General features: G+C 65.6%; 22 protein-coding genes and 1 pseudogene. 11 read left to right on the forward strand and 12 right to left on the reverse strand.

All coding sequences use genetic code 11. From position 1 onward, the window contains the following. Nucleotides 1-95: 95 nt before the first annotated feature. Nucleotides 96-707: pseudogene (locus CHB97_RS22735) on the forward strand (IS3 family transposase); the annotation flags it as partial. A 269-nt stretch (nucleotides 708-976) separates the two neighbouring features. Here CHB97_RS22735 and CHB97_RS22740 read toward each other — a convergent pair. From CHB97_RS22740 to CHB97_RS22770, 7 genes are all read right to left on the reverse strand, one after another. Continuing rightward, nucleotides 977-1,765 carry an enoyl-CoA hydratase/isomerase family protein gene (locus CHB97_RS22740; protein WP_089290315.1) on the reverse strand — a complete coding sequence of 263 codons (789 nt, stop codon included), beginning with the start codon at nucleotides 1,763-1,765 and terminating at the stop codon, nucleotides 977-979. Continuing rightward, a complete protein-coding gene (locus CHB97_RS22745; RefSeq protein WP_089290316.1) occupies nucleotides 1,762-3,021 on the reverse strand; it encodes an NAD(P)/FAD-dependent oxidoreductase in 1,260 nt (419 codons plus the stop codon). The genes CHB97_RS22740 and CHB97_RS22745 overlap by 4 nt, the downstream gene beginning before the upstream one ends. A 67-nt stretch (nucleotides 3,022-3,088) precedes the next feature. Next, entirely contained in the window at nucleotides 3,089-3,406 is a 318-nt protein-coding gene (locus CHB97_RS22750; RefSeq protein WP_089290317.1) for a 2Fe-2S iron-sulfur cluster-binding protein, read from the reverse strand. A 42-nt stretch (nucleotides 3,407-3,448) separates the two neighbouring features. Beyond that, nucleotides 3,449-4,516: a phosphotransferase gene (locus CHB97_RS22755; protein ID WP_089290318.1), complete on the reverse strand. Its 1,068-nt coding sequence runs from the start codon at nucleotides 4,514-4,516 to the stop codon at nucleotides 3,449-3,451. Continuing rightward, the gene (locus tag CHB97_RS22760; RefSeq protein ID WP_200820084.1) at nucleotides 4,513-5,691 is read right to left on the reverse strand and encodes an acyl-CoA dehydrogenase family protein; all 1,179 of its coding nucleotides are present in this window, start codon (nucleotides 5,689-5,691) and stop codon (nucleotides 4,513-4,515) included. Before CHB97_RS22760 ends, CHB97_RS22755 begins: the two co-directional genes overlap by 4 nt. Nucleotides 5,692-5,730: 39 nt before the next feature. Beyond that, a complete protein-coding gene (locus CHB97_RS22765) occupies nucleotides 5,731-6,396 on the reverse strand; it encodes a 3-oxoacid CoA-transferase subunit B (RefSeq protein ID WP_089290319.1) in 666 nt (221 codons plus the stop codon). Beyond that, nucleotides 6,393-7,094 carry a CoA transferase subunit A gene (locus tag CHB97_RS22770; RefSeq protein ID WP_089290320.1) on the reverse strand — a complete coding sequence of 234 codons (702 nt, stop codon included), beginning with the start codon at nucleotides 7,092-7,094 and terminating at the stop codon, nucleotides 6,393-6,395. Before CHB97_RS22770 ends, CHB97_RS22765 begins: the two co-directional genes overlap by 4 nt. Before the next feature lie 134 nt (nucleotides 7,095-7,228). Between CHB97_RS22770 and CHB97_RS22775 the strand changes: the two genes are divergently transcribed. The 10 genes from CHB97_RS22775 to CHB97_RS22820 all read left to right on the forward strand — a co-directional run bounded on the left by CHB97_RS22775 (nucleotide 7,229) and on the right by CHB97_RS22820 (nucleotide 17,944). Beyond that, nucleotides 7,229-7,990: a methyltransferase domain-containing protein gene (locus CHB97_RS22775; protein ID WP_089290321.1), complete on the forward strand. Its 762-nt coding sequence runs from the start codon at nucleotides 7,229-7,231 to the stop codon at nucleotides 7,988-7,990. A gap of 16 nt (nucleotides 7,991-8,006) precedes the next feature. Further along, nucleotides 8,007-8,684 (forward strand): SDR family oxidoreductase, encoded by a 678-nt coding sequence (locus CHB97_RS22780; RefSeq protein WP_089290322.1) that lies wholly within the window; start codon nucleotides 8,007-8,009, stop codon nucleotides 8,682-8,684. A gap of 80 nt (nucleotides 8,685-8,764) precedes the next feature. Further along, the gene (locus tag CHB97_RS22785) at nucleotides 8,765-10,033 is read left to right on the forward strand and encodes an MFS transporter (protein WP_089290323.1); all 1,269 of its coding nucleotides are present in this window, start codon (nucleotides 8,765-8,767) and stop codon (nucleotides 10,031-10,033) included. A gap of 64 nt (nucleotides 10,034-10,097) precedes the next feature. Further along, nucleotides 10,098-11,183, forward strand: a complete 1,086-nt coding sequence (locus CHB97_RS22790; RefSeq protein WP_089290324.1) for an acyl-CoA dehydrogenase family protein — start codon at nucleotides 10,098-10,100, stop codon at nucleotides 11,181-11,183. Between the two features lie 6 nt (nucleotides 11,184-11,189). Then, nucleotides 11,190-12,422 (forward strand): acyl-CoA dehydrogenase family protein, encoded by a 1,233-nt coding sequence (locus CHB97_RS22795; RefSeq protein WP_200820085.1) that lies wholly within the window; start codon nucleotides 11,190-11,192, stop codon nucleotides 12,420-12,422. A gap of 26 nt (nucleotides 12,423-12,448) precedes the next feature. Next, nucleotides 12,449-13,894, forward strand: a complete 1,446-nt coding sequence (locus CHB97_RS22800) for an aldehyde dehydrogenase (protein ID WP_089290325.1) — start codon at nucleotides 12,449-12,451, stop codon at nucleotides 13,892-13,894. An 11-nt stretch (nucleotides 13,895-13,905) separates the two neighbouring features. Next, nucleotides 13,906-15,159: a CaiB/BaiF CoA-transferase family protein gene (locus CHB97_RS22805; protein ID WP_089290326.1), complete on the forward strand. Its 1,254-nt coding sequence runs from the start codon at nucleotides 13,906-13,908 to the stop codon at nucleotides 15,157-15,159. A 16-nt stretch (nucleotides 15,160-15,175) separates the two neighbouring features. Next, a complete protein-coding gene (locus CHB97_RS22810) occupies nucleotides 15,176-15,988 on the forward strand; it encodes an enoyl-CoA hydratase/isomerase family protein (RefSeq protein ID WP_089290327.1) in 813 nt (270 codons plus the stop codon). A gap of 170 nt (nucleotides 15,989-16,158) precedes the next feature. Beyond that, complete coding sequence (locus CHB97_RS22815) at nucleotides 16,159-17,019, forward strand: SDR family oxidoreductase (protein ID WP_089290328.1); 861 nt, start codon at nucleotides 16,159-16,161, stop codon at nucleotides 17,017-17,019. An 85-nt stretch (nucleotides 17,020-17,104) separates the two neighbouring features. After that, the gene (locus CHB97_RS22820) at nucleotides 17,105-17,944 is read left to right on the forward strand and encodes an alpha/beta fold hydrolase (RefSeq protein WP_200820086.1); all 840 of its coding nucleotides are present in this window, start codon (nucleotides 17,105-17,107) and stop codon (nucleotides 17,942-17,944) included. 48 nt (nucleotides 17,945-17,992) lie between these two features. Here CHB97_RS22820 and CHB97_RS22825 read toward each other — a convergent pair whose 3' ends face one another. From CHB97_RS22825 to CHB97_RS22845, 5 genes are read right to left on the reverse strand one after another with little or no spacing between them, the layout of a single operon-like run. Next, nucleotides 17,993-19,621: a GMC family oxidoreductase gene (locus tag CHB97_RS22825; protein WP_256387135.1), complete on the reverse strand. Its 1,629-nt coding sequence runs from the start codon at nucleotides 19,619-19,621 to the stop codon at nucleotides 17,993-17,995. Nucleotides 19,622-19,677: 56 nt separating this feature from the next. Continuing rightward, the gene (locus CHB97_RS22830) at nucleotides 19,678-20,493 is read right to left on the reverse strand and encodes an enoyl-CoA hydratase-related protein (protein WP_089290331.1); all 816 of its coding nucleotides are present in this window, start codon (nucleotides 20,491-20,493) and stop codon (nucleotides 19,678-19,680) included. A gap of 2 nt (nucleotides 20,494-20,495) precedes the next feature. Further along, nucleotides 20,496-21,563 (reverse strand): acyl-CoA dehydrogenase family protein, encoded by a 1,068-nt coding sequence (locus CHB97_RS22835; protein WP_089290332.1) that lies wholly within the window; start codon nucleotides 21,561-21,563, stop codon nucleotides 20,496-20,498. Next, nucleotides 21,560-22,729 carry an acyl-CoA dehydrogenase family protein gene (locus CHB97_RS22840; RefSeq protein ID WP_089290333.1) on the reverse strand — a complete coding sequence of 390 codons (1,170 nt, stop codon included), beginning with the start codon at nucleotides 22,727-22,729 and terminating at the stop codon, nucleotides 21,560-21,562. The genes CHB97_RS22835 and CHB97_RS22840 overlap by 4 nt, the downstream gene beginning before the upstream one ends. A gap of 1 nt (nucleotide 22,730) precedes the next feature. Next, complete coding sequence (locus tag CHB97_RS22845) at nucleotides 22,731-23,522, reverse strand: enoyl-CoA hydratase-related protein (RefSeq protein WP_089290334.1); 792 nt, start codon at nucleotides 23,520-23,522, stop codon at nucleotides 22,731-22,733. Between the last annotated feature and the right edge of the window lie 32 nt (nucleotides 23,523-23,554).

Genomic DNA, 23,554 nt, shown 5'->3' on the forward strand with positions numbered 1-23,554 from the left:
AGCAGATCGCTGCCGCGTGAACGTCGGACAGCTCAACATCACCGGACACCCGCATCGGTGAGCGTGACTGTCAGATCAAATCCATGCTTTTACACATCATCCGTGGCAAGCCGCACAGGACGACGATACCCGACAAGAAAGCACCGTGCCCGCTAGACAAGGTGAACCGGCAGTTCCGGGCACCTGCGCCGAACAGGCTGTGGGTGTCGGATTTCACTTATGTCGCCACTTGGAAAGGGTTCGTCTATGTGGCTTTCGTCATCGACGCCTATGCCCGCAAGATCGTGGGCTGGCGCGTCAGCACCTCGGCGCATGCGGGGTTCGTGCTCGACGCCTTGGAACAGGCTGTCCACGACCGCCGCCCCGCCAAGGCCATGGGTCTGGTTCACCATAGCGACCGTGGGTCCCAATATCTGTCCATCCGATACACCGAACGGCTGGCGGAAGCCGGCATCGAACCCTCGGTCGGCAGTGTCGGAGACAGTTACGACAATGCCCTGGCGGAGACAATCAACGGGCTGTTCAAGGCCGAGGTTATCCACCGTCGTGGCCCGTGGCGCAGCGTCGAGGCCGTGGAATACGCCACGCTGGAATGGGTCGACTGGTTCAACAACCGACGCCTGCTCGAGCCAATCGGAAACATTCCACCCGTGCAAGCCGAGGCCAACTTCTACGCAACTCTGGAAACCAAAGCCATGGCTGCGTAACTATTGAATTCAAGCCTCCGGCAAACTCGGTGCGGTTCAGACCAACCAGCGTCAAGGAGCAGCAACGTGTTCATCCGACGATGAACGGCGCTGTTGATTTGACGCCGCGTCATCGCTCGAAAATAAACCCGATCCGCATGGCTCAGAACCAATTCGCTCATAAACATAGCGAATCAGAAATCTCAAATCATGTAAACCCCTCGCAGGAATTCTCTCGGATTCAGGGTATACCAGTGGCACGAACCGCGCGGCGACTGCCGCCTCGCCCATCACGCTCCGACAAAGTCCGGCTTCCGTCTGCCGAGGTAGGCTGCCACCCCCTCCCGGCAGTCGCGGGTAGCGGCGGAGGCGGTAATATGCCGGGCTTCGCGGTCCAGATGCGCCTCCAGCGCGCCATCGAAACTGTCCAGCAACAGGGCGCGCGCCGCTCCCACGGCGCGGGTAGGGGCGTTTGCCAGGGACCGGATGGCCTCCGCCCCCGCCGATACCAGTTCGGTATCCTCCACCACACGGGTGATCAGGCCGATGCCGGCCGCCTCTTCCGCATGCACCCGGCGGTTGGCGATGATCATGTCCTGGGCGCGGCGCAGGCCGATCAGCCGGGGCAACAGCCAGGACATGCCGCCATCGGGCGACAGGCCGACGCTGCCATAGGCGGCGGTGAAATGGGCGGAGCGGACGGCGATGACGATATCGCCGATCAGCGCGAGCGACAGGCCCGCCCCGGCCGCCGGACCATTGACCAGGACCAGCAGTGGCTTTGCCATACGCTGCAGCCGGCTGATCCCCATGTGCAGGGTGCCGGCCAGCTCGCTGAGGAAGGAAGGCACCTGATCGCCCGCTGCCGCAAAGGCGGACAGATCCCCGCCGGCACAGAAAAGCCGCCCCGCCCCCGTCAGCACCACGCATCGGACGCGGTCATCCTGATCGCAGCGGATGGCGGCCCGCATCAGCGCCTGGGCCAGGGGCAGGTCGATGGCATTGCCGACGCCCGGTCGGTTCAAGGTCAGGGTGGCGACGGGGCCATCCAGGGTGACCAGCAAGGGCTCTTCATTCATCCGCTTTCTCCCGAGGCTGCCGGCCCCGTATCCGATATCAGGTCTTTCAGGGGGATGGTTGCATTGGCCAGATGCTCCGCCGCCACCCTGGCCCCGGTGGCCACCAGCGCCTTGCCTTGCACGAAGTCCCGCATCGCATTGACGCAATCCAACGCGATCACCTGCCCGTCGCGCAGATAGACCACCGAGAAGCTGCGCTGTGCCGGATCGCCGCGCACCACCGCCTGATCATGGCCGATCGACAGCCCCACGGTCTGCAGGCGCAGATCATACTGGTTCGACCAGAAGGTCGGCACGCCGGGCACCCCGACCGCGCCACCGGTCAGGTGCCGGGCGACGATGACGGCCTGGTCCATAGCGTTCTGCACGGATTCGATGCGCACCTTGGCACCGGCGGCATAGGCGCTGGCCTGGGCGGCGCAGTCGCCGATGGCATGGACATCCGGCAGGCTGGTCCGGCACTGGGCATCGACATCGACGCCATTGCCCCCGACCGCCCCCGCCGCCAGCAGGGGCGCCACCGCCGGGACGATACCGATACCGACAATGACAAGATCGGCCGGCAGCGACGAACCATCGGCCAGATTGACCGCCGTCACCCGCCCCGCCCGTCCGGACAGGTCGGTCACCGTAACACCCGAACGGATATCGACTCCCTGGGCCCGATGTTCCTGCGCATAGAAGCTGGACAGCGCTTCCCCCGCCACCCGGGCCAGCACCCTGTCCTGCGCCTCCAGCAGGGTCACCTGCTTGCCGGCCTTCCTCAGGACGGCGGCGGCCTCCAACCCGATAAAGCCACCACCGATCACCACCACCCGCTGCACCGCGGGCAGTTCCGCCCGCAATTGATCGACATCGGTCCGGGTGCGGATGGTATGGATGCCGGCCAGATCGCCCCCCGGACAGTTCAGGCGCCGGGCCGCCCCGCCGGCCGCCCAGACCAGGGTGCCATAGGGCTGTTCCCGCCCCCCCTCCGTGGTGACGACATGGCGCAGCGGATCGACGGCGACGACCCTGTCTCCAAGCTGGAAGTCCACCCCTCGCTCGGTCCAGAATCTGGCCGGGCGCAGGAACAGGCGGTCAAAGAGCTTGTCCCCCGCCAGATAATCCTTCGACAAGGGCGGCCGTTCATAGGGAAGATCGACCTCCTCACCAATGACCGTGATGGTGCCGACGAAGTGCTGTTGACGCAGGGCCTGAGCCAATTGTGCGCCAGCATGTCCGGCCCCGACAATCACCACTTCGTTTGATCGCATCGCCCGTCACCTCGTCCATCACCGTGCCAATGTCCTCTACTCGGATGCTCCCGGTCGGCCCGCGGGTTCAATCTTCCGGCGCGATGGTCACCCGCAACCCGTCCAGAGCGCTGGTGACCTTCATTTGACAGGACAAGCGCGAGGTGGCCGTGCGGTAACTGGAACTTTCGAGAAGATCATTCTCATCCCCCCCCAGGGGCGGCAGCCTGTCGACAAAATCCGGGTCGACCTGGACGTGACAGGTGGCGCAGGAGCAGCAACCGCCGCAGAGGGCCAGCAGTTCGTCGATGCCGCTGCTGCAGATGGCTTCCATGACCGACAAGCCATTTTCAACCTCGGTCTCATGTTCCGCACCGGCCCGCGTAATGATGGTGATCTTCGTCATGTCATTTCCTTTGTGAGACTGAAGGGGCAGAAGAGAAGCGTTTCAAACCACGCATTGCGCCGTTTCCCAGGCGATGCGGGCCAGCCGGGGGAAGTTTTGCGCCCGTTCGCGGGCGCTGGCGGAGGCGGCGGTGCCGCGGATCACCCGGCCCTTGATGCCGTGGAAGATCGCCGCCATGCGGAAGAAGTTGAAGGCGAGATAAAAGCCATAGCCGGGAATGCCGTCCCGCCCCGTCCGCCGGCAATAGGCAGCGATATGATCGGCCTCGGTCGGGATGTTCAGGGCGGCCAGATCGGCCCCGGCCAGCCCGGCGACAATGTCGGGCGGCATCCGGTACATCATGGCGTTATAGGCAAAATCGGCCAGCGGATGGCCCAGCGTCGATAATTCCCAGTCCAGCACCGCGACGATCCGCGGCTCGGTCGGGTGGAAGATCATGTTATCGATGCGGAAATCGCCATGAACGATGGTGGTTTCGTCCCCCGCCGGAATATGGGCGGCCAGCCAGTCGACCAGCGCATCCATGTTTGGGTCGCGGCCGGCCGCCGTGTCTGCCAGGTATTGCTGTGACCAGCGCCCCACCTGACGGGCGAAATAATTACCGGCACGGCCATAGTCGCCCAGACCCACCGCCTGATAATCCACCTGATGCAGGGCGGCAAGGGTGGCATTCATGGCGTCAAAATAGGCAGGTCGCTGCGCCCGGTCGATCTCTGGCAGGGTGGCATCCCAGAAGACGCGCCCGTCCACCATATCCATCACATAGAACCAGGTGCCGATCACCGCATCATCGGTGCACAGGGCATGGACCCTGGCGACGGGAAAGCCGGCCCGGGCCAGCCCCATCTGCACCCGCGCCTCGCGGTCCACCGCATGGGCCCCCTTCAGCAGATCGCCGGGCGGCTTGCGGCGCAGCACATAGCTGCGCGACGGCGTCACCAGCTTATAGGTGGGGTTGGACTGGCCGCCCTTGAACTGTTCCACCGACAGCGGGCCGGCAAACCCCTCGACATGGGTTTGCATCCAGTCGGCCAGGGCCGCGCCGTCAAAGCCATAGCCGTCGCGCACCGGCGTGGTGCCGACATTATTTTCCGCGCTGGCCCCGCTCATGCCGTGTGCCCCTTGGCATGGTCGCGCTTCACCTTCTTGGCGAGTGACCATTTATGCACCTCGGTAGGGCCGTCATAGATGCGGAAGGCGCGGATTTCCCGGAACACCTGTTCGACGATGGTGTCACCGGTCACGCCCGTACCGCCCATCACCTGCACACAGCGATCGGCGATGCGCATCAGGGCTTCGGACACGGCCACCTTGGTCATGGAGCTTTCCGTTGTGCCCAACGAACCGCCATCCAGGATGTCGGCGCACCAGTCGATCATCAATTCCGACTGTTTCAGGTCGATCAGGTTTTCCGCCAGCATGAAGCCGACACCTTCATGATCGATCAGCTTCTTGCCAAACGCCTCGCGCCGGCAGGCATAATCGACGGCGATTTCATGCGCGCGGGTACAGGCCCCCAGCCAGCGCATACAATGCGACAGGCGGGCCGGGCTCAACCGGACCTGGGCATAGGTGAAGCCCTCCCCGCTATGGCCCAACATCTGATCGGCGGGAACGCGCAGATTATCGATGGTGATGACGCTGTGGCCGCCGGGCATGGAACTGTCGATCGTGTCCAGCACCCGGTCGATGCGGATAGCGGGATCGGGCAGATCGACCAGGAACATGCAGGCACCCTCGGCGGACTTTGCCAGCACGATGCCGATCTGCGCCCCGCTTGCCCCGGTGATGAAGGCTTTGCGGCCATTGATCACCCATTCATCGCCGTCACGATGGCAGGTGGTTTTCAGCATGGACGGGTCGGAACCGGCCCCCCCCTCCGCCGCGGGTTCGGTCATGAAAAAGGCCGACCGCGCCTCCCCGCTCACCAGGGGGAGCAGGAAGCGCTGTTTCAGCGCCGGGCTGGCAACCTTGCCCAGCAGATACATGTTGCCCTCGTCCGGCGCTGCGGTGTTGCAGGCCAGCGGCCCCAACGGGGACAGGCCGCTCTTGCGCAGCACCAGCGCCGTGCCCCGTTGCGACAGATGGCTGCCATCGGCCAGGATATGCGGCGTCAGCACACCGGCCGCCCGCGCCTTGGCCCGTATTTCCTGCACCAGTGCATCGCTGGGACCATGGGCGTCCCGGCGCGGGTCTTTCTCATAGGGAACAATAATTTCGCGGACAAAGGTCTCAACCCGCGCAGCGATCTCCGCCGCCTGTTCTATGCCGATAGTCGTCGCCAATTCTTCCTCCCAGGGAGCGGCTTGGGCCGTTCACCATTCTCAATCGACCTGGAACGCCGCCGTCGTCTTATTGCGAACCTCATCCAGCGAGATGCCGGGTGCCAGTTCGATCAGGCGAAAGGCCGCCCCCTTCCGGTCGGGTCGCGCGAAGACGGCCAGATCGGTGATCAGCATGTCCACGACATTGGCGCCGGTCAGGGGCAGGGTGCAGGCGGGCACGAATTTCGGCGTCCCATCCCTGGCCACATGGTCCATGACGACGACGATGCGTCTGGCTCCGGCGACCAGATCCATGGCACCGCCCATGCCTTTGACCATCTTGCCCGGCACCATCCAGTTGGCGATGTCGCCATTGCCGGCCACCTCCATGGCACCCAGGATCGACAGATCCATATGGCCGCCCCGGATCATGGCGAAACTGTCCGCCGAGGAGACATAGGCCGTATGGTCCAGTTCGGTGATGGTCTGCTTGCCGGCATTGATGATGTCGGGGTCGACCTGATCCTCCTGCGGGAACGGGCCCAGCCCGATCATGCCGTTTTCCGACTGCAGAACCACCGGCATGTCACCGGGTATGTAATTGCCGACCAGGGTGGGGATGCCGATACCCAGATTGACATAGAAGCCGGCGCGCAGTTCCCGCGCCGCCCGGGCTGCCATCTGTTCCCGCGACCAGCCGGCCACCGGGGGGGTGGACAAAGTCATGGGGCCTCCGCACGGGTGGTGCGCTTTTCGATGCGCTTTTCAAACCGGCCACGGACCACCCGGTCGACATAGACACCGGGCGTGTGCACATGGTCAGGGTCGATGGCCTGCGGCGCCACGATCTCTTCCACCTCTGCCACGCAGACCGTGCCGCAGGTGGCGACCATGGGATTGAAATTGCGCGCCGATTTACGGAACACCAGATTGCCCCAGGGATCGGCCTTCCAGGCCTTGACGATGGACAGGTCGGCGACCAGCCCGGTTTCCAGGATGAACGTCTCGCCCTTGAAGACCTTATGGTCCTTGCCCGCCGCCACCAGGGTACCGACCCCGGTGCGGGTATAGAAGCCGGCAATCCCGGCTCCGCCGGCGCGGATGCGCTCGGCCAGGGTGCCCTGGGGATTGAATTCCAGTTCCAGTTCGCCGGCCAGATATTGACGCTCGAACTCCCTGTTCTCCCCGACATAGGAGGAGATCATCTTGCGTACCTGACGGGAGGCCAGCAGCAGGCCGAGGCCAAAATCATCGACGCCGGCATTGTTGGAAATGATGGTCAGGTCGCGCACACCGGAATCCCGGATGGCGGCGATCAGATTTTCCGGAATGCCGCACAGGCCGAAGCCGCCGGCGGCGATCGTCATCCCGTCGTGTAACAGGCCACTCAACGCAGCGGCCGCATCGGCAAACTGCTTGTTCATCTCTCTCCCGTCCCCCCACCCTTCGGGGCGAAGTTTGTTGTTGCAGATGACTATTCACAAAAATACGCAAAGAGTCTACTAGTTTGAGCGCGACCGGCCGCAGCGCGGCCCCTTCCCTTCATCTGGACCCCAGAATGCTGCATCGACCGGAAAGCCATGTTCGATCTCTGCCGGCCCAGGAGCGCCGCCATCATGAGCAGGTGTTAAACCAGCTGGGGCTGCGGCATTGGGCGGAATTTGACCGGGAAGCCGTGGCCGCCGCCCATCAGCAGCATCTGGAGCTGCAGGGCACCGACGCCCATTATCTGGTGGAGGGGGCCGATATCCATTGCCCCCCCGGCGTCTATCACGCCACACCGGGCTCCAGCACCAGTTTCCTGCTGCGGCATCTGCACGGGCTGGCCGTGGGCAAGCCGCCATCCATACTGGAAATCGGCGTCGGCAGCGGCGCTATTCTGATTTCGTTGGCCCGGCGGCTGGGGGCCGGACGCTATGTCGGTGTGGATATTTCCAGGACGGCCCTGGCGGCAGCGGCGGAGAATGCGGCGCGCAACGGGGTGGAGATCACCCTGCACCATTCCGACCTTTTCACCTCCCTGGCGGGGGAGCGATTCGACGCCATCTTCTTCAATGCCCCCCTGTATGACCGGGTGCCGCGGAACGATCTGGAACGCCATATGCTGTGCGATCCGGGCGGAAGGGTGCTGCACCGCTTCGTCGCGGGCGTAGCCGATCATCTGAAACCCGGCGGGGCGGCCTATGTCACCGTGTCCAATATCGGGCTGATCGCCCCCTTGGACGCGCCCCCGCTCCATATCGGGCTGAAGGGGGCGGAACTGTTCGATACGGGCGTCATCCGCGCCCTGATCAGCATTCGCAGCGAGCCGGAAACATAATCTTCAGGAGATGAGAATGAAGGATCGGATCATTGCGGTAACCGGCAGTGCCGGCGCCCTGGGATCGGCGGTGGTGCGCCACCTCGCGGCCGCCGGTGCAACAGTGATTGGCATCGACCTTGCCGCCCAAGCGGAAGGGCCGGACCTGGTCCTGGCGCTGGGCGGTGTGGATCTGTGCGATTCGGTGGCGGTGACCCGGGCCTTCGCCCGCATCGGCGACCGTTTTCCGGCCCTGCACGGGCTGGTCAATGTGGCCGGCGGCTTCCGCTGGGAGGCTGTGGCAGACGGCAAGATCGACACCTGGGATCGGCTTTATGCGATGAATGTCCGCTCGGCCCTGCTGGCCAGCCAGTCGGCCCTGCCCCTGCTGCTGGCAGAAGGCGGCGCCATCGTCAATATCGGTGCCGCCGCCGCCCAGAAGGCGGATATGGGCATGGGGGCCTATGCCGCGTCCAAGGCCGGGGTCGCCCGCCTGACCGAAAGCCTGGCCGCGGAGTTGAAGGATCGCGGCGTTCGGGTCAATGCGGTGCTGCCCAGCATCCTTGACACGCCCCTGAACCGGGCCGACATGCCGCAGGCCGAATTTGACCGCTGGGTTGCCCCCGCGGCCCTGGCCGAGGTCATCGCCTTCCTGCTGTCGGACGCGGCCCGTGCCGTGAGCGGTGCCCTGCTGCCAGTGACCGGCAGGGTCTGATCCCGCCAGTAACGCTATCGACAGCCCCCTCCAGATAGTATACTAGTTAGGTCAATAAAAAATGCAGGGAGGGATGTTCCGTGGGGAACTCTGACGGCGGTGAGCCCGACCGGCACTATCGCTGGTATGTGCTGGCGGTCCTGATGCTGGTCTACACCATGCACTATGTCGATCGCAGCGTGATCAATGCCATCCTGGAGCCCATCCGCACGGAATTCCATCTTTCCGACGCCCAGTTGGGCCTGCTGGCCGGGCCGGCCTATGCCATTGCCTTTGCCGTGGCCGGCCTGCCGCTGGGCCTGCTGATCGACCGCCGCAACCGCACCCGCCTGCTGGCGCTGCTGCTGACGATCTGGAGCGGGTTGACGCTGGCCAGCGGTCTGGCCGGCGGCTTCCTGTCGCTGTTGGTGGCCCGCATGGCGGTGGGAGCGGCGGAGGCGGGGGGATCGCCCACCGCCATGTCCATCCTGTCAGATTATTTCCCGCCGCACCGGCGCGCCAGCGCCACCGGCATCTTCTTCCTGAGCGTCACCTCCGGTATCCTGTTCGGCTATATGGTCAGCGGGCTGGTCGCCTATCATCATGGCTGGCGGGCCGCCTTCTTCATTGCCGGCGCCCCTGGTGTGGCCCTGGCCCTGCTGCTGATCCTGACCGTGCGGGAACCACCGCGTGGCCGTTTCGATCCCCCGCAGGCCACACCATCTGTAAGGCCCGATTTGCGCAGCATCCTGCAGGAACTGGCCGGCAATGTGCCGTTGCGCTGGACCTTGCTGGGGATCATCATTGCCGCCACGGTGACCAGCGGTTTCAATGCCTTCGTCATCTCCCTGCTGGTGCGCCGCTATGAGATGGGGTTGGGGGAGGCGGCATCGGTGGTCGCCTTGTGCATCGGGCTGGGCGGTGGCGGCGGGTCGGTGCTGTGGAGCCTGCTGTCCGACCGGCTGGGGCGGCGGGGCCGCCATTATCCGCCGCTGCTGATCGCCTGGACATCCGTGGCGGCGGCGGTGATCGGCATCATCGGCGTGCTGTCGCCGGTAAAAATCGTCACCATTATCGGCATTGCCGGGTACGGCACCCTGGTCGCCAGCTTCCTGGGCAGCGGCTATGGACTGCTGCTGAATCTGGCGCCGCCGACCATCCGGGGATCCTGCACAGCGGTGTCACAGGTGATCATCAATCTGGTGGGGGCCGGCTTTGGTCCCGTTGTCGTCGGCGGCCTCAGCACAATGCTGGCCCCACCGTTCGGCGGCGACGGGCTGACCCCGGCACTGACCCTCGTGCTGGCGCTCAGTTGCGGGGCGGCCCTGTGCCATATTGCCGTGTCGCGCGCCCTGAAACACGGGGGCTGAAGAGACGGACTTGCGCAGCATCCCCTTATTCCGTTAAATAGTACACTGTTTTTGGAGCCCCGGAATGCGTCTGTCATTCTCCGAAGAACACCGCTCGCTATGCGACGTTTTCGAGCGCGTCTTCGCCGCCGAGGCCACGGCCGAGCGGGCGCGCGCTGTCATGGCCAGCGCCGAAGGCTGGGACAAGGCTTTGTGGCGCCAGCTGGCTGAGCTGGGCTGGCTGGGCACCACCATCGCGGAAGAACATGGCGGGCAGGGGCAGGATGTGCTGCTGCAATGTCTGCTGGCCGAGGCGGTGGGACGGCACCTGGCGGCCATTCCCTATGCCAGCGCGATCCTGGGCTTCGCCGCCGCCCTGCCCTTGTGCAACCATCCCGGCACCACGGCGCTGATGGCCGGTGTGGTCGCAGGCACGGTCATCGGCGGCGTGGTCCCCGGGGATGCCTGGGAAGAGTTCCGGCTTGCGGAAGGCACGGCACACGGCTTGGCCCCGGCCATCGCCGATGGGCAGGTGCTGACCCACCTGCTGACCCAGCAGGAGGATCGCGTCCTCCTGGTCGATCTGGCTGGCGCTGAACGCCAGCGGCGGGATGCGCTGGACCCCCTTACCCCCGCCGCCAGCCTGCGTCTGACCGGCTGCTCGGCCTGGATCGTGGCCGAGGGAGAGGCCGGAACGACCCTGTGGCAGTGCATCCTGGCCCATCATGCCGTGCTGCTGGCCTTCGCCCAGATCGGCGGGGCCGATGCCGCGCTGAAAATGGCCTGCGACCATGTGGTGCAGCGCTTTGCCTTCGGGCGGCCGCTGGGCTCGTTCCAGGCCATCAAGCATGGGCTGGCCGATGTGCTGGCCGCCATTGAGATCGCCCGGTCCAATGCCTGGTACGCCGCCGCCACCCTGGCGGAGGCTCATCCCGATCTGACCCTGGCCGCCGCGTCGGCTCGCGTCTCCGCCACCGACGCCTATCGCCAGGCGGCCCGGGCCAATGTCCATTACCATGGCGGGTTGGGGGTGACGGCGGAAAGCAATGCACATCTCCATTACCGCCGCGCTCAGGCCCTGGGCATGACCATCGGCAGCCCGGCGCAGTGGCGCGAGACGTTGATCCAGGCGGTGCTGGCCCGCCGCGCAAATCCGGCCCTTGCCGTTTGAGAGGCAATGATGAACCTTCACGACACGCCTGAAGAAGCCGCCTTTCGCCGCTCTGCCCGCGCCTGGATCGCCGCCAACCGCTTTGATGCGGTGACGATGGAGAGCCTGAAGGGGCTGGCCGCCAATGGCACCCCCCTGCCCTCACCCGACCTGTGGCGGCTGGCGCGGGAATGGAACGCCCGCAAATATGATGCCGGCTATGCCGTGCTGACCTGGCCGCAGGAATATGGCGGCCGGGACGCCCCCAACCTCGCCACCATCTTCGCCGAGGAGGAAGGGGTGCTGGCCCGGTTCCAGGGCTATCTGGTCATCACCCAGTTCATGTGCGCCGCTACCCTGATGGCCTTTGCCTCCCCGGCCCAGAAGGCGGATCTGCTGCCCCGCATCGCCCGGGCCGATGATATCTGGTGCCAGATGTTCTCGGAACCGGGGGCCGGATCGGATCTGGCCGCCGTGCGCACGCGGGCGGAGCGGGTGGAAGGTGGCTGGCGGATCAATGGCCAGAAAGTCTGGACCAGCGGCGCCCATATGGCCCAATGGGGCACGCTGCTGACCCGGACGGACCCGTCGGTACCCAAACATAAGGGCCTGACCATGTTCTATCTGCGCATGGACACACCCGGCGTCACCGTCCGCCCCATCGAACTGATGTCCGGCGAGGCGGAGTTCAACGAGGTCTTCTTCGATGATGTGTTCATTCCCGATGACCAGCGGCTGGGTGCCGTGGGCGCCGGCTGGAAAGCCGCCGTCGTCACGCTGAACAGCGAGCGTATGGCCATCGGCGCCATGCTGGATGTGGATACCGGCGCCCTGGTCGATCTGGCCTGCGAGACGGGTGCCATCGCCCAGGATGCAGTGCGCCAGAAGCTGGCCGACTGGATCATTGCCGAACGGGGCCTGCGGGCCTGCGTGGCCCGGCAATTGACATCCATTGCCGAAGGCCGCACGCCGGGACCGGAGGCCGGCACGGTAAAGCTCGTCGGCGGGGTGATGATCGAGGATATGGCTGCCTATGCCCTGGACCTGCTGGAAAGCCAGGGGCTGGCCCTGCCGCCGGGGCGCCACCGGCACCGGATCTACCGCGACATGTTCCATTTCGGCCCGGCCCAGCGGGCGGCGGGCGGTTCCGACGAAGTGCTGAAAAATGTGCTGGCGGAACGGGTGCTGGGCCTGCCGCAGGAAGATCGCCCGGACAACCGGATGGCCTTCAGTGACATTCCCACCGCCCCGAAGGGTTGAAGAAAAACGGATACGGGAGGAAAATCATGGCAAGCCAGGAATTCGCACGCAATACCCCCTTGATCGGCGGCCGCTGGCTGGCGGAAACCTCGCTGGGGCCGGTGCCGCATCTGAACCCGGCCAATAACCGGGTCCAGGCCGAATTGCATGTCGGCGGCGGGCGGGAGATCGACGAAGCCGTGGCCGCCGCGGTCAAGGGCCAGCAGGCCTGGGCGGCGATGCCGATGGACAAGCGCCGACAGGTCCTGGAGAAATGGGCCAGTCTGATCGAGGCGGAAGCGGCGGCCCTCACCCACCTGATCGCGCTGGAAAGCGGCACGCCGGTTATGCTGGGCGGCGGTATCGGGCTGGCCCTGAACTGGCTGCGCTATTATGCCGGCTGGGCCGACAAGATCACCGGCGAGTTGGTGGAGCCGATCGGTGCCCCCGGCCTGAACTATACCCGCCATGAACCCTATGGGGTGGTCGGACTGATCATTCCCTGGAATTCCCCCATCGTCGCCAGCGCCATGAAGGTGACGCCGGCCCTGGCGGCGGGCAATGCCGTGGTGCTGAAGCCGCCGACGCTGACGCCCTTCCTGGCCTTGCGGATCGCCGAACTGGCCCTGGAAGCGGGATTGCCCGATGGCGTGTTCAATGTCGTGCCCGGCGATGCCGAGGCCGGTAACGCCCTGGTCGCCCATCCGGATGTCGCCAAGATCAGCTTCACCGGCGGTGATACCGTGGCAAGGGTGGTGATGCGCAACTGCGCCGAGCATCTGAAGCCGCTGGCCCTGGAACTGGGCGGCAAATCCGCCAACCTGATCTTCGCCGATGCCGATCTGGATGCCGCCGCCCAGATGGCCGCCATCCATGGCACGGCCGTGCTGTCGGGCCAGGGCTGTGTGCTGCCGACGCGGGCCTACGTGCAGGATGCCGTCTATGACGCCTTTGTCGAGAAGGTGAAGGCCATTGTGGAGAGCTTAAGCATCGGTGATCCGCTGGACCCGACGAAATTCATCGGCCCGGTAATCAGCCGGGGCGCGGCTGACCGGATCATGGGCGTCATCGACCGGGCCAAGGCCGACGGCGCCAGCCTGATCACCGGCGGCACCCGGCTGGGCGGCGATCTGGCGGAGGGCAATTTCATCGCCCCCACCGTCTTCGCCGCCGCCCATGACAGCGATGTGGCCCGGCAGGAGATTTTCGGGCCGGTGCTGACCGTCTGCCGCTTCAGCGACGAGGCCGATGCCCTGGCCAAGGCCAATGACAGCCGGTTCGGCCTGGGGGCCTATCTGCATACCCATGATCTGGCCCGCGCCCACCGGCTGGCCAACCAGTTGAAGGCGGGGGCCGTGTCGGTCAATGCCGGGGTCCCGATGGCGCCGAACACGCCCTTTGGCGGCTACAAACAATCCGGCTTTGGCCGGGAGGGCGGCAAGGCCGGGCTGGATGAGTTCCTGCAGCTCAAGAATGTCTATATCCCCTTCTGAGGATCAGCCCCATGTTCAAGCTGTTGCAAGGCATCCGGGTGATCGAAAGTGCCATGCTGTTCAATGGCGGCGCCGTCGGGATGCATCTGGGGGATCTGGGTGCCGATGTCATCAAGGTGGAAAGCCCCGGTCGTGGTGACTATCTGCGTGACTTCCTGGGCCAGATCGTCCCCCATGTCAGCCCGCCACACGCCCAGATCAACAAGAACAAGCGCTCCATCGAGCTGGATGTCCGCCAGCCGGAAGGGCGGGCGCTGTTCTTCGAATTGATCCGTACCGCCGATATCTTCATCGACGGTTTCCGCGCCGGCGCCTGTGACGAGATGGGCATCGGCTATGACGCGCAGCGGGCGGTGAAGCCCGACATCATCTATGTGCAGCATACGGGCTATGGCGCCGAAGGCCCCTATGCCAGCATCCCCACCCACGGCCAGCAGATGAACGCGCTGGCCGGTGGAATGCCGTGCGCGGTGGGGCCGGACGGTTTCGTGCAGTTCGTGCGCGGCCAGCAATTCATGGGCGGGACGGAGGCTTCCGGCCCCGGTCCCGCCGTCGGCGCCCCGGCCGCCGCCCTTGCCGCCGTTGCCACCCTGGTGCAGCGCCAGCGCACGGGCGAAGGCGCCTATATCGACGTGTCGGCCGCCGATGCCGTGCTGGCGATGAGCTGGATCGGCGGCACCTTCGCGCTCAACAAACACCGCCTGACCAGCCGGATCGGCTTGGCGGACGAGGATAAGTCGGGCGAAGTGGGGGGCGGTTCCGCCCGCTATCAGCTTTATCAGACCCGCGATGACCGGTTCATGCTGTTCTGCGCCATTGAGCCGAAATTCTGGCTGAATTTCTGCCGCGCCATCGGCCGCGACGATCTGGCCGCCAGCATCGACCAGAGCGGCCCGGTCGATTTCGGCCATGGTGAAGAGGCGCTGCGCCGCGACCTGACCGCCATTTTCCGCACCCGGACCCAGGCGGAATGGACCGAACTGGCCGCCCGGCACGATATCGCCATGGGCCCGGCCCCCCGGCTGGAGGAGGTGCGGGACGATCCGCATATCCGTAGCCGGGGGATCATCGTTGATGGGGAACACCCGACGGCGGGGACCATCAGCTATCTGGGATTCCCCGCCATCATTTCCGGCCAGCGCTATGGCGAGGTGCAGCCCGCCCCAGCGCTGGGCCAGCAGACCACTGAAATACTGGCCAGCCTGGGTGTCGGCCCGGAGCGGCTGCATACGCTGCGCGCCCAGGGCGTGATCGGCAAGAATTAAGGAAGGAAATGCCCCGATGGATCTGCCCGAAGGCCTGCTTTACACGCTGGACGCCGACGGTATCGCCGTCATCACACTGAACCGACCGCATGAGGGCAATGCCCTGACCAATGACATGCATAAGGGGTTGCGTTTCCTCTGGCGCCATGCCGATGACGACCCGGCGGTGAAGGTGATCATCGTCACCGGGGCGGGGGAACGGCATTTCTGCACCGGCGCTTCTGTTGCCGGGCTGAAGACAGACGGCGAAACCGCCCTGCAGCAGGGGACGATGGAAGAGGTCAACCACCTCTCACCCTATCAGAACAAGGTCTGGAAACCGGTGATCTGCTGCGTCAACGGTCTGGTCAATGGGGCCGGCTTCCATTTCGTCGTCGATAGCGACATCGTCATCGCCGCTGCCCATGCCAGGTTCATGGATACCCATACCAGCATCGGTCAGGTGGGGGCGCTGGAGAATATGGGCATTGCCCTGCGCTCTACCCTGGGCACGGCTCTGCTGCTGACCCTGGCCGGCAAGGGCTATCGGATGGAGGCGGAGCGCGCCCATCAGGTCGGGCTGGTTGATATTCTGGAACCCGATGCGGCGTCCGCCTTCGCCCGCGCCAAGGAACTGGCCCGGACCATCGCCGGCAATTCCCCCAATGCCCTGCGTCTGTCGAAACAGGCCATCTGGGGCGTGGCCGAACAGGGCTACAGCCATGCGCTGGAAAAAGGCTGGCAGTTGCTGCGCCTGCAATGGGGCCACCCGGATTTCGACGAGGGGCCGAAATCCTTCGCCGAGAAACGTGCGCCGGTCTGGACCGCGGACCGCAATGCCCGACGGTAAGGCCGGTCGGGGCTGAACGAAAACGGCTCTGAGATCGGTTTATCGGAAAAATCAGGGCCGCCTCTGCCGATCAAGTTGACGCGCCGCTGCACCCGCGGCGGCGGCGGTCGTTGCTCGCCCGGATTCCGACCATCGAAAATCACGCTGACCAATCGCAAGGAAAAAATCCCATGGGAATGCTTGACGGAAAAGTCGCCATCATCACCGGTGCCGGCGGGGGGCTGGGCCGCGAATACGCGCTGCTGCTGGCCAAGGAAGGGGCGAAGATCGTCGTCAATGATTATGGCGGCTCCCCCGACGGCCGCAGCCCCGGATCACCCGCCGCCCAGAAGGTGGTGGAGGAGATCAAGGCCGCCGGGGGGGAGGCTGTCGCCAATGGCGCCGATGTCGGTGACGTGGAAGCCGGTGCGTCCCTGCTGCAGACGGCTTTGGACGCCTTCGGCCGGGTTGATATCCTGATCAATAATGCCGGCATCCTGCGCGACAAGAGCTTTGTGAAGATGGAAGAGGCGGATTGGGATGCCGTTGTCCGCGTCCATCTGAAGGGCACCTATGCCGTGACGCGGCCGGTTTTCGCCTGGATGAAGGACAAGGGCGGCGGCGTCATCGTCAATACCTCGTCCGCCTCCGGCCTGATCGGCAATTTCGGCCAGAGCAATTACGGAGCAGCCAAGGCGGGCATCTGGGGTCTCGGCAATGTGCTGGCGATTGAGGGGGCCAAGTTCGGCATCCGGGTCTGGACCCTGGCGCCCACGGCCACCACCCGCCTGACCGAAGCGCTGTTGCCGCCGGAACTGGCGGCGAAATGGCAGCCGCACCGCCTGGCCCCCGCCGTGCTGTACATGGTCAGCGATGCCGCCAAGCATCTGACCGGCAAGTGTCTGTCCGTCTCCGGGTCCAAGATCCAGGAACTGCGGCTGGTGGCGGGGGCGGGCTACTGGCCGGAAGGGGACGTGCCCACCGTCCAGGGCATCATCGATAATTACGACAAGATTTTCCTGCCCGAGACCGATCCCATCGGGTTTGAATGAAAATGGCGGCCCGGGTCGCCGTCGCTGCCCGGGCCGGACCTGCACCGCACCAATTCCCTCCATGGGCCGAAGGACCCGTCCTCCTGTGCAAACGATACGGCTTTCCGGCGCTGACGGGCTTTCCCTGACCGCCGATCTTGCGGGTCCGGCCGATGGTCTGCCCGTTGTGCTGATGCATGGCGGCGGACAGACAAGGGGCAGTTGGAAGAATGGCCAGGCGGCGCTGGCCGACCGCGGCTACCGCGTCTATACCCTGGACTGTCGGGGCCATGGCGACAGCGACTGGCACGCGGCCGGGGATTACAGCCTGGATGCGATGGTGCGCGACCTGCGGGCCGTGCTGACCCAGCTACCGCCCCGGCCGGCGCTGATCGGCGCCTCCATGGGCGGGGTTACGGCCCTGGCCACCCTGGGTACCGATGACCCGCCTGCCGCCAGGGCGCTGGTGATGGTTGATGTCACGCCGAAGATCGATCAGGAAGGGGCCAAACGCATCGGCGCCTTCATGAATGCCCATCCTGAGGGCTTTGCCACCCTGGAGGAAGCGGCCGACGCCGTGACGCAGTACAACCCCAACCGCCCCCGGCCGAAGGATATCTCTGGCCTGCGGCGAAACCTGCGCGAGGTGAATGGCCGGCTCTACTGGCACTGGGACCCCAAGTTCATGGGAAAACGCCGGCTGGAGCCAAGCGTCTATCAGGCGCGGCTGGAACAGGCGGTGATGCGGCTGCACGTCCCCACCCTACTGGTGCGCGGCAGCCAGAGCGAAATCGTCGGCGATGAAGAGGTGGCGCATTTCCGCGCCCTGATGCCGCAGGCGTCCTATGCCGACATTGCCGGGGCGGGCCATATGGTGGCCGGCGACCGCAATGACGCCTTCAACAGCGCCATCATCGACTTTCTGGCCGGCGTCGATCAAACCTGAATATCGCAAAAGGGGGCGGCCCACCATCGGCCGCCCCCTTTCTGGCTATCACGCCGCCATGGACTGTTTCAGGGCAACCCGGATCAACTCCGCCCCCCGTTCCGCGATCATGATCGTGGCGGCATTGGTATTGCCGGAGACGATGTTGGGCATGGCGGAAGCGTCGATGACCCGCAGCCCGGCAATGCCATGAACACGCAGGTTCGGATCGGTGACCGCGTCCGGTCCCTGCCCCATCCGGCAGGTGCCGACCGGATGATAGCCGATGCCGGCTGAGGCGCGGATATAGGTTTCCCAGTCGGCATCGCTGCGCGGGATCGGCGACGGGATATTCTCCGCCACCACATGTTTCTTCAGCGCCGGCGCCTGATAGATGTCCTCAATCAGCCGGCCGGCGGCGATCAGCACCTGCATGTCGCGGGGATCACCGATCAATTGATGGTCAATCACCGGCTTGTCCGCCGGATCGGCCGAGCGCAGGCGGATTTCCCCGCGGCTGAAGGGGCGGGCGACATTGCCGGCAATATTAATGCCCGGCTTGGGGTGCATTCCCGGCCGGCCATTGGCAAAGGAAATCGCCAGCGGCAGCAGGCTCAGGGCGATATCCGGCACGTCCTTCTCCGGGGTTGAGCGGGCATAGGCCATGGCCTGCACGGCGGGCGAGGTCATCGGCCCCCGTTTCCACAGCAGATATTGCAGCAGGTTGCCGGCCAGGGTGACCGGGCCGAACGGGCTGTTATAGGTGGGGAAATCGACCAGCTTGCTGATCCCGATGGCGCTATGTTCCTGCAGATTCCGCCCCACCCCCCGCAGATCACGCGCCAGCATAATCCCCATGGATTGAACGGCGGCGGCGGGGCCGATTCCAGAGCGCAGCAGGATGGCGGGCGAGCCAATGGTGCCGGCGCTGACAATCACCTCCGCCGCCGCGGTCAGGTCCTGCGGCTCCCCGCCGCGCCAGATACGCACACCGACCGCCCGTCCCTCCCGCAGCAGCACCTTGTCGACCAGACAATCCGTCAGGATGCGCAGGTTCGGGCGTGACCGGGCCGGGTCCAGGAAGGCGGCGGCGGTGCTGGAGCGTTTGCCGCCGCCCGTCGTGCTCAGGGTCGGGAAGACGCCGTCGGGCGTGCCACTGCAATAATCCGGGTTGCTGGGCAGCCCCACCTGATTGCAGGCCCCGACAAAGATATCCACCACCCGATGCCGGGTGCGGCCGGAGGTGACGGCCAGGGTGCCCAGCTTGCCATGGCTCTGCCCCTCCGGCCCGTCATAATTTTCCGACCGGCGGAAATAGGGCAGCACATCATTGAATGACCAGCCGGTGGCACCGGCAGCGGCCCAGTCATCATAATCGCGCCGCTGACCCCGGTTATAGACCATGCCATTGATGGCGCTGGACCCGCCCAGCATCCGCCCGCCGGCCCATTGCACCACCCGGCCATTCAGCGACGGATCCGGTTCCGTGCGATAGCACCAGTCGGCCTTGGGGTCTCCCATCAGCTTGAACGACCCCGCCGGCATCTCCACCATCATGCCACCCCCGGTGCCGCCGGCCTCGATCAGCAGCACCCGTACCGTCGGATCTTCTGACAGGCGCGCCGCCAGGACACAGCCAGCGCTGCCGGCCCCTACGATGATGATATCGGCATCGGTCATGGCAACAACCTTTCTCAGAACACGGGGACAGGAAGGAACGGCGCAAAATCAGACGATATAGCCAAGTGCCTACATCAACCACTCGACAGGAACGGGCTTGTGACGGCGGCGAAGACCGGCGGGCGCTTCTGTCGGCGAGCGGCCATCGCCTCGGTGAAATCCGGGCTTTCCAGGGTCTGAAAGGTCAGGCGCAGGGCGGCTTCCTCCGCCGTGGCGAAATCCTGCCCCCAGGCGTCATAGACCTGCTGCTTGATCAGCCGCAGGGCGGCGGGCGCCCCGCTGGCCGCCAGGCGCACAGCATAGGCCCGTGCCTCCTGCATGAATGTCGCCTCCGGGAAGACATGGCGCACCAGCCCGATGGACCGGGCATCGTCGGCCGTCAGGCGCTGACCGCCCAACAGCATATCCATGGCACTGCCGGTGCCGACCAACCGCGGCAGCAGCCAGCCCAGCCCCACCTCCGCCGACAGGCCCAATCCGGCAAAGGGGGCGAGGAAGAAGGCACTGGAGGCAGCCAGCCGGATATCGGCGCAGCAGGCCAGGGCCAGCCCGACACCGGCACAGGCCCCGTGCACGGCGGCAATCACCGGCTTGGGCAGGCGCATCAACTCGCCATAGCGCAGCCGGCCGGACCCGCTGTTCGGCGCCTTGGGATCGGCGGCATATTCATCCAGCACCTGGGCATCCGCCCCGGCACAGAAGCCACGCCCCGCCCCCTGCAGCAGAATGACGCGCACCTCAGGGGACCGGGAGGCGGTATCCAGGGCGCGGTTGAGGGCGCGGGAGAGCTGGCCGTTGATGGCATTCATCCGGTCAGGCCGATTGAGCGTGAGGGCGGCGACGCCCTCCGCGATATGGATCAGCACCGGTTCTTCCGCAGCAGCCGACATGCTCACCAACCCGCCAGTTGCGCCGCCCGCAGCCGGTGCCGCACCGGCGATCCCAGCCAAGCCCAGTCAAACATGGCTCGTTTCAGATAGATATGGGCATCATGTTCCCAGGTGAAGCCGATGCCGCCGAATGCCTCCACCATGTCGCGGGCTGCCTGCAGATAGGCATCGCAGAGATGCGCCTTGGCCTGGGCGGCGGCATGTCCGGCCTTGCCGGGCAACGCGTCCCAGGTATGGGCGGCGTACCAGTAAAGTCCGCGCCCCGGTTCCACTGACAGGGCCATATTGGCAAGCTGATGCTTCAACCCCTGGAAACTGCCGATCGGCTGTCCGAACTGTTCACGCAGCTTGGCATAATCTGTCGCCAGCGCCACACAGCGCGAGGCACCGCCGAACGCATCCGCCGCTAGCAGGATGGCCGCCGCATCGATCAGCCGCGTGACCCCTTCCGGTACCCTGTCCAGCAAGGCCACCGAGGCCTCGTGGAAGGTCACATCCTCCAGCGACCGTGTCCGGTCCACCCCCTCCCGGCGTCGGGCCGTCCAATTGCCCTTTTCCACCAGCGCCAGCCCCTGGCGGGTGCCCACCAGCATCAGATCGGCCGCCATGGCGTTGGGCACCAGCCGTTTGCCGCCGGAGAGGCGATCTCCTGCCGTCACCTGCCATTCGTCTGGCAACCAGCACTCCTCCCCCTCTCCCAGGGCCACCGTGCCCAGGATGGAACCGGAGACCAGAGCCGGCAGCCAGCGTGCCTGCTGGTCAGGCGTCCCGCAGAGCCGGATGCCAAGGCCGCACAGCACATGCCCGAGGAACGGCACAGGGGCGGCGAATTCCCCCAGCAGCTCGGCGACCAGGGCCAGATCGATCATCTCCAGCCCGGCCCCGCCCATTTCCGCCGGCAGCATCAGCCCCGGCACACCCAGATCGACCAGACGCTGCCACAGCTCGGCATCGAACCCGTCATGGCGATCAATGATGTCATGGACCTGGCGCGGATCGCAGGCATCGCGCAGCAACGACCGCAGCGTGTCCGTCACCATCACCTGTTCGTCAGAAAGTAGGAAATTCATGCCTCACCTGCCCGCTGCTCGCGCGGCAGACCCAGGCCCCGCTCGGCGATGATATTGCGTTGGATGTTGGAGGTACCGCCGGCAATCGACATGGAGAGCGAAATCATGAACCGGTCGATCCATTTGCGCTGCGGGCCGTCCATTACCAGCAGGTCATCGGCCAGCAGGTCACGGGCCAGCTTGGCGATCCGCTGCGCCAGATCGGTGCTGGCGATCTTCGCCATCGTGCTGAACAGGCCGGGTTCTTGCCCATGGACAGTCATGGAGATGGCACGATAGGTGGAATAGGTCAGGGCCATCGACTGTGCCTCGATGGCGGCCAGTTCGGCGCGGATGGTGGGATGATCGATAGCCGGTTGCCCGTCGCGCCGCATTTCCCGCGCCAGCCGGATCAGGCCGCGCAACATGCTGTCGGTCCAGGACAGGCCGGACAGGGAACCGCGCTCATGCTTCAAGGTGGTGCGGGTGATGCGCCAGCCCTGGCCACGCCCGCCGACGATCCAGTCGGCCGGGGTGCGGGCATCATCGAAAAATACCTCGCAGAATTCGGACTGGTCCGTCATCTGGCGCAGCGGCCGGATCGTCACGCCAGGTTGGCGCAGATCAATCAACAAATAGGAAATGCCCTCATGCTTCGGCGCCTCTGGCTCGGTACGGACCAGCGCGAACATGTAATGGGCGCGGTGGGCGTAGCTGCTCCAGATCTTCTGGCCATTGATCACCCAGTGATCATCGACCAGCACAGCACGCGTGCGCAGGGACGCCAGATCGGACCCGGCCCCCGGCTCTGAAAAACCCTGCGCCCAGCGATAATCCCCCTTCAGGGTGGGCGAAATGAAGCGCTGCCGCTGCGCCTCCGTGCCCCATTCCAGCAGGGTCGGGATCAGCAAAGTGATCCCGCCGTCCCGCACCTCTGCCGGGGCATCGGCCCGGCGGATTTCCTCGCGGATGATCTCCGCCTTCACGATATCGGCCGGCTGTTCCGATCCACCATAGCGGCGGGGGACGGCACGGGCGTAATAGCCCTGCGCCGTGCAGGCGTCCCGGAAGGCGCGGATGGCGGCGGGGTCTTTGACATTGCCATCAGCCGGCGGCCAATGGGCGGCGATGAAGGTCCGGACCTCGGCCCGGAAAGCCTCATAGGCAGCCCCGAAACCCAGTTCCATCTCAGCGCCCCTTCCAGTTGGGGGACCGTTTTTCCAAAAAGGCCCGCGGCCCTTCCCGCGCATCCTCGGAGGCAACGATCAGCCGCCCGACCTCGGCGTTCCGCCGCCAGAGCTCCGCCTCGTCGAGCTCGTCGGCCAGACGGGCCAGCATCAGGGACTGACGGACCGACAGGGGCGCATTGACCTGCACCGCCTGGGCCAGAGCCAGCGTGGCCTCCATCAGGGCAGCATCATCCACCACCCGGTTGACCAGACCCAGTTCATAGGCGCGGTCGGCGCTGATCGGCGCCCCCGTGGCGATCATCTCCAGGGCAACGGCCCGCGGAATGGCCCGGGGGAGCCGGAACACCCCGCCGGCGCCGGCGAAAATGCCTCGCTTCACCTCCGGCAGGCCGAACCGGGCCGACCGGGCCGCCACCACCATGTCACAGGCCAGACAAAGCTCCAGCCCACCGCCCAGGGCGTTGGAATTGACGGCAGCAATCCAGGGCTTCGCCCGCTGCGCCCGGACGAAACCGGCAAAACCGCCGCGCGCGGTGATCAGGTCACCGCCGCGGCCAGTGGTCGCCGTCGTCAGATCCGCCCCGGCGCAGAAACTCTTGTCGCCCACCGCCGCAAGAATGACGACACGAACAGACTCATCCGCCTCGGACAGGTCAATGGCGGCTTCCAACGCCTGCGCCATCGCCCCATTGATGGCATTGCGCACCGCAGGGCGGTTCAAGGTGACACGCAGCACATGGTCGGCCGGACGGTCCAGCTGGACCACCTCGTCGGGCGCATCATCGGCCATCGGAACCTCATTCAGGTCAGAAGGAAAAGCGC

The sequence above is a fragment of the Azospirillum sp. RU38E genome (genome assembly GCF_900188385.1).
In the GTDB taxonomy this organism is placed as follows: domain Bacteria; phylum Pseudomonadota; class Alphaproteobacteria; order Azospirillales; family Azospirillaceae; genus Niveispirillum.

Bases quoted from the DNA above. Each gene is read 5' to 3' on its own strand.
- CHB97_RS22795 (WP_200820085.1), top strand. From the start codon at position 11,190: ATGATGAACCTTCACGACACGCCTGAAGAAGCCGCCTTTCGCCGCTCT.
- CHB97_RS22780 (WP_089290322.1), top strand. From the start codon at position 8,007: ATGAAGGATCGGATCATTGCGGTAACCGGCAGTGCCGGCGCCCTGGGA.
- CHB97_RS22770 (WP_089290320.1), bottom strand. From the start codon at position 7,094: ATGAACAAGCAGTTTGCCGATGCGGCCGCTGCGTTGAGTGGCCTGTTA.
- CHB97_RS22800 (WP_089290325.1), top strand. From the start codon at position 12,449: ATGGCAAGCCAGGAATTCGCACGCAATACCCCCTTGATCGGCGGCCGC.
- CHB97_RS22815 (WP_089290328.1), top strand. From the start codon at position 16,159: ATGGGAATGCTTGACGGAAAAGTCGCCATCATCACCGGTGCCGGCGGG.
- CHB97_RS22805 (WP_089290326.1), top strand. From the start codon at position 13,906: ATGTTCAAGCTGTTGCAAGGCATCCGGGTGATCGAAAGTGCCATGCTG.
- CHB97_RS22830 (WP_089290331.1), bottom strand. From the start codon at position 20,493: ATGTCGGCTGCTGCGGAAGAACCGGTGCTGATCCATATCGCGGAGGGC.
- CHB97_RS22765 (WP_089290319.1), bottom strand. From the start codon at position 6,396: ATGACTTTGTCCACCCCCCCGGTGGCCGGCTGGTCGCGGGAACAGATG.
- CHB97_RS22840 (WP_089290333.1), bottom strand. From the start codon at position 22,729: ATGGAACTGGGTTTCGGGGCTGCCTATGAGGCTTTCCGGGCCGAGGTC.
- CHB97_RS22790 (WP_089290324.1), top strand. From the start codon at position 10,098: ATGCGTCTGTCATTCTCCGAAGAACACCGCTCGCTATGCGACGTTTTC.
- CHB97_RS22750 (WP_089290317.1), bottom strand. From the start codon at position 3,406: ATGACGAAGATCACCATCATTACGCGGGCCGGTGCGGAACATGAGACC.
- CHB97_RS22845 (WP_089290334.1), bottom strand. From the start codon at position 23,522: ATGGCCGATGATGCGCCCGACGAGGTGGTCCAGCTGGACCGTCCGGCC.
- CHB97_RS22755 (WP_089290318.1), bottom strand. From the start codon at position 4,516: ATGAGCGGGGCCAGCGCGGAAAATAATGTCGGCACCACGCCGGTGCGC.
- CHB97_RS22740 (WP_089290315.1), bottom strand. From the start codon at position 1,765: ATGAATGAAGAGCCCTTGCTGGTCACCCTGGATGGCCCCGTCGCCACC.
- CHB97_RS22775 (WP_089290321.1), top strand. From the start codon at position 7,229: ATGCTGCATCGACCGGAAAGCCATGTTCGATCTCTGCCGGCCCAGGAG.
- CHB97_RS22835 (WP_089290332.1), bottom strand. From the start codon at position 21,563: ATGAATTTCCTACTTTCTGACGAACAGGTGATGGTGACGGACACGCTG.
- CHB97_RS22745 (WP_089290316.1), bottom strand. From the start codon at position 3,021: ATGCGATCAAACGAAGTGGTGATTGTCGGGGCCGGACATGCTGGCGCA.
- CHB97_RS22810 (WP_089290327.1), top strand. From the start codon at position 15,176: ATGGATCTGCCCGAAGGCCTGCTTTACACGCTGGACGCCGACGGTATC.